Raw genomic sequence first — 16,185 nt, 5'->3', positions numbered from 1 at the left:
ACCTCCGTGCGGTGAAGCGTAGACACCTCCACCACACCGGAGGTCTTCGCCATGATCAAGACCCACGACTGTTAACAACGCTCGTGATCAATACAACTAGGGCGTGTCCGCGGCCGGTGCCTGACAACGAAGACCTTCGATAAGGAGAACCATGACGCGCATCGTGCGCTTCACCGACGACACCGCCACCGTGCACACCGGAATCGCCGACGATCGCGGCGGCATCCGGGCCTTCCCCGCGGGGACCCGCATCGCCGATCTGCTCCGGCTGCGCGCCGCCGAACTCCGCGAACGGGCAGAGCACACCGCGGCCGGTCATGTCTCCCACACCGAGCGGGAGGTCCTTCTCCTGCCGCCGCTGGACGGGCGGATGGAGCTGTGGGCCGCGGGTGTCACCTACGAGCGCTCCCGTGAGGCCCGCGTCGCCGAGAGCACGGAGCAGACGGTCTACGAGCGGATCTACGACGCCGAGCGCCCCGAACTCTTCCTCAAGGCCGTGCCCTGGCGGGTCGTCACGGACGGCGAACCGATCGCCGTGCGGGACGACTCCGCGCTCGATGTGCCGGAGCCCGAGCTGGGCCTGATGGTCAACCGGCACGGCGAGACCGTCGGCTATCTGGTCGTCGACGACGTCAGTTCGCGCTCCATCGAAGGGGAGAATCCGCTCTACCTCCCGCAGGCCAAGATCTACGCCGGCAGCTGCGCGGTGTCCTCCGGCATCGTTCCGGCCTGGGAGATACCCGACGTCGAAGCGCTGGGGATCGCGCTCACCGTGCGCAGGGGCGGCACCGTGGCGTACAAGGCGGCCACTTCCACGGCGGCCTTCCACCGGACGCCGGATGAACTGGTCGGGTACCTGCGGCGCTGTCAGCCGTTCCCCGACGGAGTGACGCTCTCCACCGGGACGGGAATCGTGCCCGACCTCGACTTCACCCTGAACGCGGGGGACGTCGTGGAGATCACCATCGACGGCGTCGGCTCGCTCACCAACTCCGTCACCGCCGACCCGTCCGAGCTGAACTGGCTCGTCGAGGCGGCGGACGACCCCCTGGTGCGCCGCGTGCACCGCCGGTGGCGCTGACCACGTGTGCGCGGCTCGGCCGCCGCTGGTCGTCCGGCGCCCCGGCGGAGGCGGGGAGCTCGCCGGCCGGGGTGTTCGCGACATGCGCCCCGGGGGGCCTGGCCGCAGCCTGGTGACATGGACGAGCAGCCACCACAAGTGACCGTGTACCCGCCGGAGCCGGGCGGGGCGCGGCGGGTGACGGCCGGTGACCGCCGCCTCGGGGTCGCCCACCGGATCGAGGACGTGGTGGCGCTCCTCCGGCACGTCGGGCTGGACGAGGTGGAGGTCGAGGAGACCGACCTCATCGACTGGCAAGGCGGCGGCCCCGAGGAATGGGGCGCGTAGGCGTCCTCAGCGCGCGTCGGCGAACTCCCGCTCGGCCTGCGTGCGCAGTTCCTTCTTGTCCGGCTTTCCGGCATCGGTGAGCGGCAGCGCGTCGGTGAACGTCACGCGCGCCGGCTCGTACATCGCGCCGCGCGCCGAGCGGACCATGGCGCAGAGTTCCCGGTCGTCGACTCCGCTGCCGGGCGCGCGTACCACCACCGCGTGCACCCGTTCGGTGCGGTCGGCGTCGCGCACACCGAAGACGGCACTCTGCAGGACGTCCGGGTGGGTGTTCAGCAGGTCTTCGAGTTCGGTGGTGTACACATGGCCGCCGACCACGACGATCATGTCCTTGAGCCGGTCAACGATGGTCAAGTACCCCTCACCGTCGAGGTGTCCGACGTCTCCGGTGTGCAGCCAGCCGTCCCGCAGGACCTCGGCGGTCAGTTCGGGCTGCTTCCAGTAGCCCTGCATGACCATGGGGGAGCGCACGCAGATCTCGCCGTGCTCACCCGTCGGGAGATCGCGGCCCGACGCGTCGCGGATCGCCACCTCGACACCGGGCAGGACCTTGCCGGCGGACCGCAGCCGGTCCGGCCGGAGCGGGTCGTGGTCCTCGGGGGCCAGCACGCTGATACCGCCCGCCTCGTTCTGCCCGTAGCCCTGGACGAGCACCGGGCCGAAGGCGCGCACCGCGTCGGCGATGCGCGCGGGGGAGGCCTGGCAGCCGCCGTAGGTGAGGGTGCGCAGGCTGGAGGTGTCGGTGTGCGGCGCGTCCGGGTGGTCCATCAGCTGGTAGAGCAGCGGCGGCAGGACGAAGAGGTCGGTGATGCGTTCGCGCTCGATGGCGGCGAGTGCCGTCGCCGGGTCGAAGTCGTCGAGGAGCACGACCGTGCCGCCCGAGTTGATCGTGCTGTCCGCGATCATGCCCGCGGCGTGCGCGAGGGTCGTGCACACCAGCTGGCGGCGCTCACCGACCGGCAGGTCGGACGGCGCGCCGCGGAACCAGCGGGCCTGCGCGAAGGTGGTGCAGATGCCCTTGGGGTGCCCGGTGGTGCCTCCGGTGTGGCGGATGGTGCACACGTCCTGCGGCTGCGCCCGGCCGGGGAGCGGTTCGCCGCTCTGCGCGGCGGCCAGCTCCAGCAGGTCCGTGCCGGTCTTCGAGGGGCCGAGTATGAGAAGGGCCGGAACCGAGGCCGAGCCCGCTATCTCCTCGGCCCGTTCCACCATGCGCGGGTCCACGATCAGGGCGTGCGTCTCGACGTCCCTGACGATGGCGGCCTGGGAGTCCGCGGAGAGCTTGTTGTACAGGTGGTTGACGCGGGCGCCGAGCAGATTGGCCGCGTAGCGGGCGGCGATCGTCTCCGGCAGGTTGCCGCTCAGCAGGGTGATGGTCTGTCCCCGGTCGACCCCTTGGGCGCCCAGCGCTCGGGCCATTCGGAAGACCAGCGCACGGAACTCGCCCGCGCTGACCCTACGGCCCTGGTGGACAAGGAGCTCACGGGCGGGGTCGGCGCTCAGTGCGTCGAGGTTCTCCTCCACGTAGGTGCGGAAGGTCCGGGCATCTGCTGACATGTAGGGGGTTCCTCCTGACGCCGACGTGCTCGTGCCGTACGCCGGCGGTGCGGTGTGCAGGGTTTAGTTGCTAGAGGCAACTAAACTCAGGTTAGCGGTTGTTGATCGACTTCTCCAAGTCGGGCGATGTCCGGTGCTGCTCGCCGTCCGGCGGGCGCCGGGCACCCGCGGTGGGCCACCACGGCGGTGCCGGTCCGGTGGACCGACGGTGTGGGACGTGCTCGCATCAGGTGAAAGAAGCGAAGGGGCGCTCACTCTCCCTGCGGGTCCGTCCCGCGTGGAGAGATGATGGAGGGCAGCGGAAGCACGGCGGGAGACGGCCGGTGTGCGAAGAGCGCAGTGGCTGTCGGTCGCGGAGACCGGCGGAAGGAGTGCCTGGGATGGCGACCGACGCGTTCCCCGAGGGCTTCCCCGTCGAAGGCTTCCCGGTCGGGGAGGGGCCGTCCCGGCCGGGCGGGCTGCTCGATGTGCTGGGCGTGGCCGCGGTCATGCTGGACGCCGAGGGGCGGATCACGCTGTGGAGCCCGCAGGCCGAGAAGCTCTTCGGATGGACCGCCCAGGAGGCGCTCGGCCGGCCCGCCGCCCAACTGCTTGTCGGTCCTGAGCACCTCGACCAGGTCCTCACCCTGTTCTCCCGGGTCATGAGCGAGGGCAAGAGCTGGGCCGGTGTCTTTCCCGTCCGGCACAAGGACGGCAGCACGCGCCTGGTCGAATTCCGCAACATGCGCCTTCAGGACGAAGGCGGCGAGACCTACGCCCTGGGCATCGCCACCGACCAGGCGGTGCTCCGGCGGGTGGAGCGCGACCTCGCGCTGTCCGTCCGGCTGGTGGCGCAGTCGCCGATCGGCCTGGCCGTCCTGGACACCGGGTTGCGGTTCGTCATGGTCAACCCGGCACTGGAGCGCATCAACAACCTGCCCGCGGAAGAGCACATCGGCCGCGAGGTCCAGGATGTCCTGACCTTTCTCGACACCGAGGTGATCGCCGCCCGCATGCGGGATGTCCTCGACAGCGGGAGGCCACTGCTCGATCAGTTCACGGTCGGCCGCACGGTCGCCGACCCCGCCGGTGAGCACGCCTGGTCGGTGTCGTACTACCGGCTGGAGGACCCCAATGGCCGAGTCCTCGGCCTGGCGACCTCCGTCGTCGACATCACCGAGCAGCACCGGGCCGCCACCGAAGCCGCCCGGGCACGCAGGCGCCTCGCCGTCATCGCGGATGCCTCCGCGACCGTCGGCACGACCCTCGATGTCGACCAGACCGCGCACGAGCTGGCCGACGTCATCGTGCCCGAGCTGGCCGACCTGGCCGCGGTGGACGTCCTCGACGCCGTGCTGGAAGGGCGGCGCACGACATCCCCCACGCCCGGCGCCGCTGCCCGCTTCCGGGCGCTCGCCGTTTCCACGGCCTACCCCACCGACGCCGTCCGGGCCGCCGACCCGACCGGCCAGATCGCCTCCTACGACGCCGACCGGCTCATCACCCGCTGCGTGACGAGCGCCCGCCCGGTACTCGTATCGCAGGTCGGGGCGGCGGACCTGCCGCGCATCGCCGCCGATCCCCAGGGCGCCGAGCTGCTGGGGCGGGCCGGGCTGCACTCCTATCTCGCCGTGCCGCTGATCGCCCGCGGTGAGGTCCTCGGCGCGCTGTCGTTGTACCGCGTGCGCAATCCGCAGCCGTTCGACGAGGACGACGCCGTCCTGGCGGTCGAGCTGGCCGCCCGCGCCGCGGTGTGCATCGACAACGCCCGCTCCTACCAGAGCGAGCGCCGCACCGCCCTCACCCTCCAGCGTCACCTGATGAACCACCGGCCGCCGCAGCCCATGGGGATGCAGATCGCCTACCGCTACCAGCCCGCCCAGGCGGCGCGTGAGGTCGGCGGCGACTGGTTCGACGCGATTCCCGTGGCCGGCGACAAGACCGCCCTCGTGGTCGGCGACGTCATGGGCAGCGGCATCAACGCCGCCGCCACCATGGGGCAGTTGCGCACCACCACCCGCGCGCTGGCCGACCTCGACCTGGAGCCCGCCGACGTGCTCCAGCATCTCGACCACATCGTCTCCGGCCTCGACCCCGCCTTCGCGACCTGTCTGTACGCCGTCTACGACCCCTACCTCGGGCAGTGCAGCATCGCCGTCGCGGGCCATCTGCCGCCCGTCCTCGTACGGTCCGGCCGGCCGCCCGAGCTGCTCGATCTGCCCACCGGGGCCCCGCTCGGCGTCGGTGGCGTCCGCTTCGAACAGACCACCGTGCCGCTTCCCGACGGCGATCAGCTCGTGCTCTACACCGACGGCCTGGTCGAAACGCGTGACCAGCCCATCGACGACCGTCTGCGCATACTCCTGGACCTCCTGGCGGAGCCCGAGGAGCCGCTGGAAGAACTCTGCGACCGGCTGCTGGGCGCACTGCGCCACGCGAACGACCACGACGACGTCGCCCTGCTCATCGCCCGTGCGCACGCTCACGACGTGTGACCGACCCGCGGCGGATCGTCCACCGAACCTCGCCGACTTGTGACCGGCCGACGGTGGAATTCGAACCCGCTGGTGCCCGCGAAATCCGCGCACATTCCGGCCTGCGGTCGTGCAGAAGCGCTCTCTTGGCTGCATTTGGCAACTGATTCCGTTGTCCAGGAGGTCTTGACGAGGCCCCGACGCGAGGGTTGTATTCGGTCACCGAAGTGACGCCCGCCATGTGCCGGGTTTCTCCCGCTTCGAGGCACTCTCCTCCGAAGGTGCCCCCTTCCTGCCGCCAGCACCGATGGGATCCGCATGACCGATACGCACCACACCCCCGCAGCCGTCGCTCCGGAGCGTGCAGGCACCGGCTCGACGGAGGGGAAGTCTCCGCAGCTCACCCGGTCGATCGGTGTGGTCGGGGGCACGCTGCTCACGCTGTCATGTCTGACCCCGGCGTCCTCGCTCTTCGTGATCGTGCCGGACTCCTTCGCCACCCTGGGCACGGGCACCGCCCTGACCATCGCCGTGGCGGCCCTGCTGTGCGTCGGTGTCGCCTTCACCTACTCCGAACTCGGCACGTTGATACCGAGCTCCGGCGGCGAGTACGCGATGGTCGGCACCCTCATGGGCCGACTCGCCGGGTGGCTGGTTTTCGTGCTGTCACTGATCGTGGTGATGATCGTCCCGCCGATCATCGCGCTGGGCACCGCCGACTATCTGGCGCCGATCATCCCGCTCGATCCGCAGTACACCGCGGCCGGCGTGATGCTGCTGGCCACCGCCATGGGCCTGCTCGACCTGCGCGCGAACGCCTGGATCACCGGCATCTTCCTCGTACTGGAGGTTGTGGCCTGCGCGGTGGTCGCCTTCCTCGGCTTCAGCCACACCAACCGCTCGGCCTCCGTACTCGTCCACCCGGTGATCGACTCGGGTCACGGGCACACCACGGCCATCACCGCGGGCCTGATCGTGACCGGTCTGGCGACCGCGCTCTTCATCCTGCAGGGGTTCTCCACCGCCGTTTACCTGGCCGAGGAGATGGACAACCCCCGCCGCAACGTCTCGCGCACCGTGCTGTGGACGCTCGGTATCGGCGTGGCCGTCGTCCTCGTCCCCGTCGTCGCGATCACGCTCGGCGCCCCCGACCTGGCGACCCTCGGCGCCGGCGACGTCGCGGGCATGGTGCGGTCCTGGAGCAACTCCGGCGTCGGCGCGTTCGTCAGCCTGTGCATCGCCCTGGCGATCATCAATGCCGCCATCGTGATGGTCATCCAGAACTCCCGCGTCGTCTTCTGCTCGGCACGTGACGCGGCCTGGCCGACCCCGGTCAACCGGGTCTTCTCCCACGTCGGCCGGCGCTTCGGCTCGCCGTGGGCGGCCACGCTCGGCGTCGGCGTACCCGGAGCGGCCCTGTGCTTCGTCAACCTCGACACCCTGAGCGAGGTGACCGGCGTGGCCGTCGCCGCGATGTACGTCTTCGTCGCGCTCGGCGCCCTGGTCTCGCGCCGCGGGGCCCACAAGCACCGCCTGGCCTGGCGGATGCCGCTCTGGCCGGTGGTTCCGGCGCTGATCGTCATGGTGCTGGCCTGGGTCCTCTACCAGCAGAGCGTCGAGAGCCTGGTGATCACCGGGGCCATCGTCGCCGGTGCCGTCGTCTACTGGGCGTGCTATCTGCGTCCGCGCCAGGACACGCACTGGGTCATCACGGTTCCCGAGGACGAGCAGGCTCCCGGTGTGCAGGCCGCTCGCGGTGACGAGTGTGCCGAGTCGGTGGGCGTGTAACGAACCTTCGCAGCTCCCGGCCGGAGTCCGGGGGCGCACACATCACAGGGCCGAAGGGCTCCCGCCGGTCCGGCGGGAGCCCTTCGGCCCTCTATGCATGTCCGAGCGGTGGCGGAGGCCCCAAGGCGCGAGACGCTCTCTGGAACGACCGGCAGGCCCCCGGGCCTCTCGTCCGGTGCCTTGCGCGGTCTTAGCGGTTTGCGGGCCCGGAGAGGGCGACGGCGTCCAGCAGAAGGCACACGTGGTCGATGGCGTCCCGCCCGGCGGGGCCGTCGGCCGCGTCCGGGGTGTCGAGCAGACCGGCCGTGGAGCGCAGCAGGCCGGTCAGTCCGCCGCCGGAGCCGGGCGCGGCCGCGGGCTCCACGGGAGCGGGGTCGGTCGTCTGCTCCGCGGTGGCGAGTGTGGACCGGATCTGCTCGGCCGAGAGGGGCATGCCCGTTTCGAGGAAACGGAAGAGCGCCATGGCCGCACGCCGGTCAGCGGCCTGCGGCTTCCACAGCCCGAGCGCGTGGTGGTCGATGAGCGCGGCCGCCTCGGCACGGATCTCCTCTGGAACATGCATGTGCACGAACGTCTCACACCCGTTCGGCGGCATGTCAGAGCGGCAACGAGGTGCATCGCGCGCTCCCGGGCGGTACCCGACTCCCGATGCGGCCCGGCTGACCAGGCACGTTCCTGCCGAAGCCCCGGCCTTCCGGTCTCCTTACGGGCATCGTTCGCAGATCAAACCTGTGGCAAGAGTTACATGGGAGGACCGGGGATACGGGCCGTTCCGGCGTTCTCGTGGATGCTCCGGTGGGTTCCCCCCGGGGCAGAAACCTACCCACGGGTTTGTCGGTCCTCTGGTGCACGGGGCCGGACTGGGGGAACATCGGACCATCCTTGCGGACCCACCGTGAGCGCGGCCGTCACGATCTCGACGGAGCGCGGGCGACGCCCTCGCCCGCCGGCCGAGGTCACGGGGCCCGCGAGGACCGGTCCCCGCGGTCGGCCTCACGGGCGCGCGGACCGGGTCCGGCAGGCTCCGACGACCGGCTGCTGCGCTCCGCATCACGCGGTTCGCCCACCGTATGCGGGAGGTGTAGAAAGAGGACATGGCCGGACGCTACGGCCGCCCGCGTTCGGTTCTGAGAATGCGAACTGTCGCAGGTCAGGTCTTTCTCCTGCAGGTGGCGATCGTGGTGTTGCTCGTCGCCGCCGCCATCACGGCGCTCGTGCTGCAGTCGAGGACGGACGGGGAGCGAGAGGCCACCAACAGGTCGGTCGCCGTCGCCGAGACCTTCGCCAACGCGCCCGGCATCGAAGCGGCGCTCAAGAGCCCGGACCCGACCGCGGTCCTGCAACCGCGGACCGAAGCCGCCAGGAAGCTCTCCGAGGTCGACTTCATCGTCGTGCTGAACACCGACGGCATCCGCTACACCCACCCGTTCTCCGACCGGATCGGCAAGAAGTTCGTCGGCAATCTGGGACCCGCGCTGGCCGGCGACATCGTCACCGAGAAGATCACCGGCACCATCGGACCACTCGTCCAGGCCGTGGTCCCCGTCAAGGGCGGTGACGGGCGCGTCATCGGCCTGGTGTCCGCCGGCATCACCATCGACCGGGTCAGCGGAGTCGTCGACGATCAGTTCCCGCTGCTCTTCGGCTCCGCCGCGGGCGTGCTGCTGCTCACCACCGGCAGTACGGCACTGGTCAGCAGACGACTGCGCCGCCAGACCCACGGTCTGGGCCCCGCCGAGATGACGCGGATGTACGAGCATCACGACGCGGTGCTGCACGCGGTGCGCGAGGGCGTGATCATCGTCGGGGGTGACGGTCGTGTGCTCCTGGCCAACGACGAGGCGCGCCGGCTGCTCGACCTGCCGACGGACGTCGAAGGACGCCAGGTCTCCGAACTGGGGCTGGACCCGGCCACCGGCTCGCTGCTGGCCTCCGGGCGGATCGTGACCGACGAGGTGCACCCGGTCGGGGAGCGCCTGCTCGCCGTCAACCAGCGGACGACGGACCAGCACGGCGGCCCGCCGGGCAGTGTCACCACGCTGCGGGACACCACCGAACTGCAGGCGGTCACCGGCCGTGCGGACGTGGCGCGTGGCCGGCTGAAGCTGCTCTACGACGCCGGCACCGAGATCGGCACCACCCTCGACGTGGTGCGCACCTGTGAGGAACTGGCAGGGTTCGGCGCCGCCCGGTTCGCCGATATCGTCACCGTCGACCTGTCCGAGGCCGTACTGCGTGGTGAGGAGCCGACGTCCGCCACCTCGGTCGCCGAGATGCGGCGGATCGCGGTCAGCGGCGACCGGGAGGGCAACCCGCTCTACCCGCTGGGCAAGCTCATCAACTTCGACCTGACCACGCCGCTCGGCCTCGGCCTCGTCAGCGGCGAGCCGGTGCTGCAGGCGGATCTGGCGGCCTTCTCCGGCTGGCAGCAGCAGGACCCCGAGCGGGCCCGGAAGGTCGTCGAACGCGGCATCCACTCGATGATCGCCGTTCCGCTGCGGGCCCGCGGCGTCATCCTGGGCGTGGTCCTCTTCTGGCGCGCGGAGAAGCCCGAGCCCTTCGAGGAGGAGGACCTCTCCCTCGCCGAGGAGCTGGGCGCCCGCGCCGCGGTGAGCATCGACAACGCCCGCCGGTACACCCGGGAGCACAACATGGCGGTGACGCTGCAGCGCAGCCTGCTGCCGCGGGGACTGCCGGAACAGAACGCCGTCGAGGCGGCGTACCGCTATCTGCCCGCCCACGCGGGCCTCGGAGGGCTCGGCGGCGTCGGCGGGGACTGGTTCGACATCATCCCGCTGCCCGGCGCCCGGGTGGCGCTCGTGGTGGGCGATGTCGTCGGCCACGGACTGCACGCCGCCGCCACCATGGGCCGGCTGCGCACGGCGGTGCACAACTTCGCCAACCTCGACCTGCCGCCCGACGAGCTGCTCTGGCATCTCGACGAACTGGTCACCAGGATCGACCAGGACGAGGCCGTCGACGACGGGGACGGCGCGGTCACCGGCGCCACCTGTCTGTACGCGATCTACGACCCGGCGTCCGGGCACTGCACCATGGCACGCGCCGGCCATGTGCAGCCCCTGGTCCTGCGGCCGGACGGCACCGCCGAGTACGTCGAGGTGCCCGGCGGCCCGCCGCTCGGGCTCGGTGGACTGCCCTTCGAGACGGCCGACCTGTGGCTGCCGGAGGGCAGTCGCCTGGTCCTCTACACGGACGGGCTCGTCGAGGACCGGGACCGGGACATCGACGAGGGACTCACGCTGCTCCAGGACACGCTGGCCGGTCATCCCGAGCTGACGCCGGAGGAGACCTGTGAGACGGCGCTGCAGGCGCTGCTGCCCGAGCGCCCGAGCGACGACATCGCGCTGCTCGTCGCCCGCACCCACGTTCTGGACAGCGCGCACGTGGCCGACTGGGACGTACCGCCCGACCCCTCGGCCGTCGCCGACGTGCGGGCCGCCGCGGTGCGCAAGCTGGCCGAGTGGGACATGTCGGAGGAAGCCTTCACCGCCGAGCTGATCCTCAGCGAGCTGGTCACCAACGCCATCCGCTACGCGTCCGGCCCCATCAGCGTGCGGTTGATCCGCGACCGCGCCCTGATCTGCGAGGTCTCCGACCGCAGCAGCACCTCGCCGCACCTGCGGCAGGCGGCAACCACGGACGAGGGAGGTCGCGGGCTCTTCCTCATCGCCCAGCTCGCCGAGCGGTGGGGGACCCGCTACACCGCGGGCGGCAAGGTCATCTGGACGGAGCAGCCGCCGCCGGCGGGCCCTGCGGATGCGTGACAAGGCCGCGGGCCGCGCCGTTCGGAGCTGACAGGGGCGAGCAGCTCGGCTGAACGGCCGGGCGACCGCTGGAACAGTCCGCGCGCGTGCCGAGGGGACCCCGTCGACGCCGGTCGCGAGCCGTTCCCGGCGATTCTGACGGAACGCCAACAACGCGTCATACCGGCGCATGGATGAAGTAAAAGAAAAGTCATGGCGTGTTAAAGAGAGCTGGTGGTGTGTGCCGGATAGATATGCCCCTGACCCGTTCTTCATGCGAAGGGGCGTCGCGCCGCCGGACGTGGGCCTCCCTCGGTATGCCCGCTGACCCCGGACGGACGGTGTCCCCTCCGTTCTCCGAGGAGGCAGCACCTTGCGTTACGGACAAGCACTGCGTGACGAGGTAACAGCCCGCGGCACGACACCCCTGATCGGCGTATACGACATGTACTCGGCATCGATCGCCGCCGAGCACTACAACGGCTTCTTCGTGTCCGGCTTCGGTTTCGCCGCGTCGTACTACGGACTCCCGGACATCGGTTTCATCGCCTGGCCCGACATGGTGGCCTTCGCGGAGCGCCTGCGCGGCGCGTTCCCGCGTCATCATCTCCTGGTCGACATCGACGACGGCTACGTCGACCCCGAGGTGGCCTGCCACGTCGTGCGGCGGCTGGAGCGGATCGGGGCCTCGGGGGTGATCCTGGAGGACCAGAAGCGACCACGAAGATGCGGCCATGCGGACGGCAAGGTGGTGCTGCCGCTGGAGGACTACCTGGAGAAGCTGAATCTCGTGCTCGCCACCCGTACCGACCTGCTGGTCGTGGCCCGTACGGACGCCACGGAGGAGGCGGACATCCTGCGCCGGGCCGCGGCGCTGGCCGAGACCGACGCCGATGTGGTGCTGGTCGACGGGGTGCGCAGCGTCGACTGGATCCGGCGCATCCGCAAGGTCGTCGGGGACAAGCCGCTGCTGTTCAACCAGATCGCCGGGGGCAAGTCCCCGCGGCTCTCGCTCACCGAACTGGCCGAGCTGGGAATCGATGTGGCGATCTACAGCACCCCCTGCCTGTTCGCCGCGCACCGCGCGATGGAGACGGCGATGGCCGAGCTGAAGTTCACCGACGGGCGTCTGCCGGCCACCGGCGACAGCGGCGAGGTCGGGGTCGGCGAGGCCACCGAACTGCTGGCCAGGAACATCGACCGACCGCACCCCGAGCGAGCGGCCGTCCCGGCATGAGGGCCCGGGTGGGCTCCCCTCGCCACGGGCGCCGGCCGCGGCGTCTGGGATACCTCGTGGGCGGTGCGACAGTGGCAGCGGCGGCGATCGTCTCGGACCTCCTGGGTGCCGGTTCGACCGCGGCCGAGGCGGCGGACCGGTCCGTCGTGCTCATCGACAACTCGAACGCGGACTCCTGGCTCGAGGTGGACCGCACCAACAACCTCCAGCTCGGCAGCGGCATCGCCGGCAGCGACCTCGACGGCGCTGCCACGGACCTCTCCAGCGTCTTGGTGAGCAGGCCCGATGCCTCCCAGGGGCGCGCCGGCGCTCTTCAGGGCGCGCCAGAGGCTCCGCAGGGGGCGGACGAGGGCGTTGCTCAAGTTCCGGAGGAAGCCCCGGCGGGCGGCGCCGTCGCTCACGGTCCGTCAGAGCCCGTGGTACCGGAGCCCACCCGGTGATCCCGCGCGGCGGGGCGGGGACCCAACTCCCGCCCCGCCGCTTCCACGACCTGCCGGTACGCCCAAGCCGCCCACGGCTGCTCGGTGTTGGCGCCCACGGTCGTCGACGGCGCTTGCCCGGCCGAGGAATCCCGTGGTCGGCCGAGCGACGCGATGGCATGCTGGCGGGCGTGAACGGACCGGAGATCCCCATCAGCTTCGCCGCCGAACTGAGCCTCTTCCTTCCCACGGGGCGCAGCGCCGACCGTGCGCCGGTGGTGACGGACGGCGTGTCCACACTCGGCCATGTCGTCGAGTCGCTCGGAGTCCCGCTCACCGAGGTCGGCCGGCTGGTCGTGGACGGCCGTGAGGTCCCCGTCTCCCACGTCCCCCGTGCGGGTGAGAGCGTCGAGGTGCGGGCCGTCGAGCGCCCGCAGCGCATCCACGACGCCCCACTGCGTTTCCTGCTCGATGTCCATCTCGGCACCCTGGCGCGCAGGCTGCGGCTGCTCGGCGTCGACGCGGCGTACACCAACGAGGACCCCGGTGACGCGGCCCTGGCCCCCCGATCCGCGAAGGAGCGGCGGGTCATGCTCTCCCGGGACCGGGGACTGCTGCGACGGCGGGAGCTCTGGGCCGGCGCGTACGTCTACAGCGACCGGCCCGACGATCAACTGCGCGACGTACTGGGCCGCTTCGCGCCCGAGCTCGCCCCGTGGACCCGCTGCACCGCCTGCAACGGCCGACTGGCGGACGCCGACAAGGACTCGGTCCAAGAACAGCTCCGGCACGGCACGCAGCGCAGCTACGACGTCTTCGCGCAATGCACGTCGTGCGGGCGGGTCTACTGGCGAGGAGCGCACCACGCCCACCTGGAGGCGATCGTCGAGGAGGCGCTGCGCGACAGCGCCCCGTGAAACGGGCTCGCCGGACGGAGCTGCACCCAGGCTCCGCCATCCCACCAGCGGGCACGGTCGGCAACGACACGCGGTTCGGATCGGTTGGCGACCGATAACGTCCGCCTGCGGGTAAATAATGGGGCACCCGATTTCGCCCTGTGGACGGGATGGAATGAGCGCTGGACGCCGAAATCCGTCGAACCCCCGGCGGAGCCGGAAAACGGTAGGTGGCCGCACCACCACCAATGACCGCCTGCTCCGCATTCTGCTGCGCCGCCGCAAACAGCCGCTGAGCGCCGAGGATGTGACGGTCACCGATAAACCGGAAGTGCGTCGGGCGGTATCGGCGGCAGCTCTGGGCAACACGATGGAATGGTTCGACTTCGGCGTGTACGCCTATCTCGCCGGAACCCTGGGCCAGGTGTTCTTCCCGTCCAGCTCACCCGGCGCCCAGGTCGTCTCCACCTTCGCCACCTTCGCCGCCGCATTCCTCGTCCGGCCGCTCGGCGGTCTCGTATTCGGACCGCTCGGCGACCGCATCGGCCGAAAGCGCGTACTCGCCGCAACCATGATCATGATGGCGGTCAGTACATTCGCCGTCGGATTCCTGCCGAGTTACGACACCATCGGCTTCGCCGCGCCGATCCTGCTGCTCGTCTGCCGCCTGGTACAGGGATTTTCCACCGGCGGCGAATACGCCGGGGCCACCACCTATATCGCCGAATACGCACCGGACAGACGACGCGGATTCCTCGGCAGCTGGCTCGACTTCGGCACATTCGTCGGCTACTCCCTCGGCTCCGGCCTGGTCACCGTGCTCACGGCCGTGCTCGGCGAGGGAGACATGGTGAGCTGGGGCTGGCGCATCCCCTTCCTGGTGGCCGGCCCCCTCGGACTGATCGGCCTCTACATGCGGCTGCGCCTGGAGGAGACCCCCGCCTTCCAGCGCGAGGCGGAACAGGCCCACCAGGCCGCGGAGCAAGCCCGGACCGAAGGCGGCGAGGACCCGGTGGACGTGGCACGCCAGTCCGGCAAGGGGCGGCTCAAGGAGATCTTCACCCGCCACTGGGAGGCCGTGCTGATCTGCATGGGCCTGGTGCTGCTCTACAACGTCACCAACTACATGGTGACTTCCTACCTGCCGACGTTCATGACCGAGACCCTGGGCGAGGACGATCTCACCGCCCAGCTGCTGGTGCTCGGCACCATGATCGTCGTGGTGCTCACCATCACCACGGTGGGCCGCACCTCCGACCGGTGGGGCCGCCGACCCGTCTTCATGGCGGGCAGCATCGCCATGATCGTCCTCGCCGCGCCGGCGATCCTCCTCATCCGCGCCGGCGGCATTCTGCTGCCCGCCTTCGGATGCCTGCTCCTGGGGCTTCTGCTGGTCTGCTTCGCGGGAACCTCGGCCTCCACGCTGCCCGCGCTCTTCCCGACGCGGCTGCGCTACGGAGCCCTGTCGATCTCCTTCAACATCTCGGTGTCCCTCTTCGGCGGCACCACGCCCCTCATCGCCTCGGCCCTCGTCGAGGCCACCGGGAGCGATATGGTCCCTGCCTACTACTTGATGGTGGCAGGCGTCATCGGCCTCATCGCCACCTTCTTCCTCCACGAGACCGCGGGCAAGCCGCTCCGCGGCTCCGGACCCATGGTCGAGAACGAGGAGGAAGCCCAGGCCCTGGTCGCGGACAGCCGGGCCCAGGCCGGCCGGCACGCCAGGGACGTCTGGATCCGGCTACGGCACCCGTGGTCGCGGCGGTGACCCGGAAGACGGAGCCCCGTGGCAGTGACCCACGGCAGTGACCCGGGCCGCGCACGAGTCGCTTGGCGTCGGCATGCCCACCGTCACCGGCCCGGCCGAAACGCCAGGCCGAAGCTGCTTCCCGCAACGGAAGACACCGCGCGGGAGGTCGAAGGCACCAGCAGGTCTGCTGAAGGCCACCTGTTCGATCGGCGGGGGAACATGCCCCGACCGCGCTGCGGTCCGGTAGCTCACGGACCGGCTCCGGAGGGCGTGGTGGCCCGGGTCAACACGCCCTCGGAGTACGGGTACCGGGTCCGTCGGTCTTCACCGGCGGGCCGGCCGGTCGACCTGCGTCACGTCATGCACGACGGGGGCGGCCGGGCGCGGTGACGCCCCGCTGGCTCCGGTTGTTGACGACGGCGAGCGGGATCTCCTCGTCCTCCTGGTCGATGTCCGCGTACGGATCGCCCTCGGGGTAGGCGGGCTCGATGAACACCGCCGTGTAGTCGGGCTTGGCCGGGCGGGGCACGGACAGGGTCATCGGCTCTCCAGGGGTTGCGGCCGCAGAGCGGCTCGGGATGTGAGGGTGTGCCGTATCGCGGCCGGCATCCTCGGAGGAGGTATGACGTCTGCGGTGCCGGCGGATGGCGAGTGGGCCCCGCGATGCCGGTTGCCGGGTTTCAGGCAACGGTGCGGAACACAACTGCTGGTGAAAGAGTACGCCGGAGATCACGTCCCGCCACGCAACAAGACCGGATCTTGCTCGACGGGCCGGGGCCGGCTTCGTCTCGGGCTGAGGCGACGGGGCCGTCACAGCGGCGTTCCGGTGAGTGTCGCGTGGTGGGAACCGGCCCCGCAACCCGTTTCGTGAAGGCCGCGGGCCGGCGTTCCTCGGGTGCGTCGCGGCGGGGGCGCG

General features: G+C 70.7%; 12 protein-coding genes. 9 read left to right on the top strand and 3 right to left on the bottom strand.

All coding sequences use genetic code 11. The annotated features are described in order from the left end of the window. Positions 1 to 151: 151 nt before the first annotated feature. Together ACGFZW_RS32125 and ACGFZW_RS32120 are read left to right on the top strand one after the other, a co-directional pair. Positions 152 to 1,081, top strand: a complete 930-nt coding sequence (locus ACGFZW_RS32125) for a fumarylacetoacetate hydrolase family protein (protein ID WP_393896803.1) — start codon at positions 152 to 154, stop codon at positions 1,079 to 1,081. A 117-nt stretch (positions 1,082 to 1,198) separates the two neighbouring features. After that, positions 1,199 to 1,408, top strand: coding sequence for a hypothetical protein (locus ACGFZW_RS32120; RefSeq protein WP_393896802.1), 210 nt, complete (start codon positions 1,199 to 1,201; stop codon positions 1,406 to 1,408). A gap of 6 nt (positions 1,409 to 1,414) precedes the next feature. On the opposite strand, the gene ACGFZW_RS32115 is transcribed toward ACGFZW_RS32120, so the two are convergent. Continuing rightward, entirely contained in the window at positions 1,415 to 2,962 is a 1,548-nt protein-coding gene (locus ACGFZW_RS32115; protein WP_393896801.1) for an AMP-binding protein, read from the bottom strand. Between the two features lie 380 nt (positions 2,963 to 3,342). On the opposite strand from ACGFZW_RS32115, the gene ACGFZW_RS32110 reads away from it, so the two are divergent. Both ACGFZW_RS32110 and ACGFZW_RS32105 read left to right on the top strand, forming a co-directional pair. Further along, a complete protein-coding gene (locus ACGFZW_RS32110) occupies positions 3,343 to 5,436 on the top strand; it encodes a SpoIIE family protein phosphatase (protein WP_393896800.1) in 2,094 nt (697 codons plus the stop codon). A 297-nt stretch (positions 5,437 to 5,733) separates the two neighbouring features. Then, on the top strand, positions 5,734 to 7,203 hold the full coding sequence (locus ACGFZW_RS32105; protein ID WP_393896799.1) for an APC family permease: 1,470 nt from the start codon (positions 5,734 to 5,736) through the stop codon (positions 7,201 to 7,203). A gap of 190 nt (positions 7,204 to 7,393) precedes the next feature. On the opposite strand, the gene ACGFZW_RS32100 is transcribed toward ACGFZW_RS32105, so the two are convergent. Next, complete coding sequence (locus ACGFZW_RS32100; RefSeq protein WP_393896798.1) at positions 7,394 to 7,765, bottom strand: hypothetical protein; 372 nt, start codon at positions 7,763 to 7,765, stop codon at positions 7,394 to 7,396. Between the two features lie 532 nt (positions 7,766 to 8,297). On the opposite strand from ACGFZW_RS32100, the gene ACGFZW_RS32095 reads away from it, so the two are divergent. The 5 genes from ACGFZW_RS32095 to proP all read left to right on the top strand — a co-directional run bounded on the left by ACGFZW_RS32095 (position 8,298) and on the right by proP (position 15,287). Continuing rightward, positions 8,298 to 10,988: a SpoIIE family protein phosphatase gene (locus tag ACGFZW_RS32095; RefSeq protein ID WP_393896797.1), complete on the top strand. Its 2,691-nt coding sequence runs from the start codon at positions 8,298 to 8,300 to the stop codon at positions 10,986 to 10,988. 352 nt (positions 10,989 to 11,340) lie between these two features. Next, on the top strand, positions 11,341 to 12,204 hold the full coding sequence (locus ACGFZW_RS32090) for an oxaloacetate decarboxylase (RefSeq protein ID WP_393896796.1): 864 nt from the start codon (positions 11,341 to 11,343) through the stop codon (positions 12,202 to 12,204). A 56-nt stretch (positions 12,205 to 12,260) separates the two neighbouring features. After that, positions 12,261 to 12,644 (top strand): hypothetical protein, encoded by a 384-nt coding sequence (locus ACGFZW_RS32085; protein ID WP_393896795.1) that lies wholly within the window; start codon positions 12,261 to 12,263, stop codon positions 12,642 to 12,644. 170 nt (positions 12,645 to 12,814) lie between these two features. Next, complete coding sequence (locus ACGFZW_RS32080; RefSeq protein WP_393896794.1) at positions 12,815 to 13,540, top strand: Mut7-C RNAse domain-containing protein; 726 nt, start codon at positions 12,815 to 12,817, stop codon at positions 13,538 to 13,540. 154 nt (positions 13,541 to 13,694) lie between these two features. Next, on the top strand, positions 13,695 to 15,287 hold the full coding sequence (gene proP / locus ACGFZW_RS32075; RefSeq protein ID WP_393896793.1) for a glycine betaine/L-proline transporter ProP: 1,593 nt from the start codon (positions 13,695 to 13,697) through the stop codon (positions 15,285 to 15,287). 340 nt (positions 15,288 to 15,627) lie between these two features. Here the strand turns inward: proP and ACGFZW_RS32070 are convergent, their stop codons facing one another. Continuing rightward, positions 15,628 to 15,810, bottom strand: coding sequence for a hypothetical protein (locus ACGFZW_RS32070; protein ID WP_393896792.1), 183 nt, complete (start codon positions 15,808 to 15,810; stop codon positions 15,628 to 15,630). Positions 15,811 to 16,185 lie beyond the last annotated feature (375 nt).

It is taken from the genome of Streptomyces sp. NPDC048248 (assembly GCF_043201875.1).
Classification (GTDB): Bacteria; Actinomycetota; Actinomycetes; order Streptomycetales; family Streptomycetaceae; genus Streptomyces.
This window is presented reverse-complemented; position numbering and strand designations above follow the sequence as displayed.